Source organism: Acinetobacter higginsii (genome assembly GCF_000369845.1).
Lineage (GTDB): Bacteria > Pseudomonadota > Gammaproteobacteria > Pseudomonadales > Moraxellaceae > Acinetobacter > Acinetobacter higginsii.
Genome location: NZ_KB850223.1, coordinates 477,673 through 479,119, shown reverse-complemented (window position 1 = coordinate 479,119; position 1,447 = coordinate 477,673). Strand labels below are relative to the sequence as shown.

General features: G+C 36.4%; 2 protein-coding genes and 1 pseudogene. 1 reads left to right on the top strand and 2 read right to left on the bottom strand.

What is annotated here, in order from left to right:
* Positions 1–51 precede the first annotated feature (51 nt).
* Positions 52–321: a metal/formaldehyde-sensitive transcriptional repressor gene (locus F885_RS00560; protein ID WP_005322931.1), complete on the top strand. Its 270-nt coding sequence runs from the start codon at positions 52–54 to the stop codon at positions 319–321.
* Positions 322–352: 31 nt separating this feature from the next.
* On the opposite strand, the gene F885_RS20935 is transcribed toward F885_RS00560, so the two are convergent.
* Together F885_RS20935 and F885_RS00565 are read right to left on the bottom strand one after the other, a co-directional pair.
* Positions 353–478: a YHYH domain-containing protein gene (locus F885_RS20935; protein ID WP_000733641.1), complete on the bottom strand. Its 126-nt coding sequence runs from the start codon at positions 476–478 to the stop codon at positions 353–355.
* Positions 479–568: 90 nt separating this feature from the next.
* A pseudogene (locus F885_RS00565) lies at positions 569–1,354 on the bottom strand (MFS transporter); the annotation flags it as partial.
* Positions 1,355–1,447 lie beyond the last annotated feature (93 nt).

Sequence of the window (1,447 nt, the reverse complement as noted above, 5' to 3'; positions counted from 1 at the left end):
TTTATCTTTCCAAGATACTCCCCCCAGTATATATTTTTTTAAGGAAAAATCATGTCTCATTTGCATCAAGATAAAAAAATTCTTAATCGCATTAAACGAATTCAAGGACAAGTTGCATCTGTAGAAAAATCACTATTAACGCCTGAAAGTTCTTGTCTTGATGTTTTACAACAAGTTGCAGCAATTAAGGGTGCTGTTAACGGGCTAATGCAGCAACTTCTAGAACAACATCTAAGAGAGCATGTATTGAAAGGGGATCAAAATTTTGATGAAGAAGAAATGAAACAGTACTTATTATTATTAGATCGTTATTCAAAATGAGTAGAACAAAATGTTCTACTCATTTTTATTATTAATGGCAGTGACGATCCCCTGTCTTGCTATTCGTATGGCAGCCTGAAGAATCAGTACCACCTGAATGAGCAAAAGCATTTGTTACCGCAAGCCCCATTAAACATACCAAGATTAGTTTTTTCATGTTGTTCCCCTTTTTTATTGAACAATAAAACAAGCTTAGAATTGTACAACAAACAGACGAATTCTTTCTAAGTCATTAGTCGAAAAAGAGTTATTTAGGCCACTTTTCATGATAGTCATCAATAACATATTCATGAACGTGTACTCCATTGATTCGATGCTGCTGCAAATGCTCATGATCTGGAGGTAAATCATCATGACTGTGTGGTAAATGTGCCTCATCCTGAGATGGCCACAAACGCATTGCAAATAATAAAGAAATAGTTGCAATCACTGCCATTGGTATAAATGTTTGTAATGTTCCTATGTTCGTACTGAGCCATCCAACTAAAGGATAAGTCACTAACCAGCAAGCATGTGAAAACGCAAATTGGGCTGCGAATAGAGAAGTCCTATTCTCACTCGATGCAGACTTGCGAATTAAACGTCCTGTAGGTGTTTGTGAAACAGAATACCCAATACCTAGTACAAACCAAAGTGCAAGCAAACCACTATAAGATGTAATGAAATAACCACTTAACAGCCCAATTACAAGAATTGTTGTACCTGTCAACATAACGGATCGATCAGGAAATTTATCCAATATCTTAGGCAAAACAAAAGCAGATAACATTGATCCAAGACCAAATAAACCAAATGCCCATGTCGTTGCATTTTCAGTAAGTTTAAATGTCGATTGAACCAGTACAACAGTATTTACAATCACAACCGCACTCGCCGAAGCAATTGCTAGATTTAGAGCAAGCAATGCCTTGAGTCTTGGCGTATTAAAATAAATTTTAGCTCCCTGCTTTATACGACTATAAACACCTCTAAATTCAGTCACTATGGCAACTGGTAATTTTGCACTTACCACAAACAAAGCAGAACCGATAAAGAGGTGGTCCCACATGTTTGAACAACTAAAAGCTTATTTATAAGTGATACTCTGCTCTAGTTAAGCTACCTTATTTTGTTGTGGTAGCTGGTC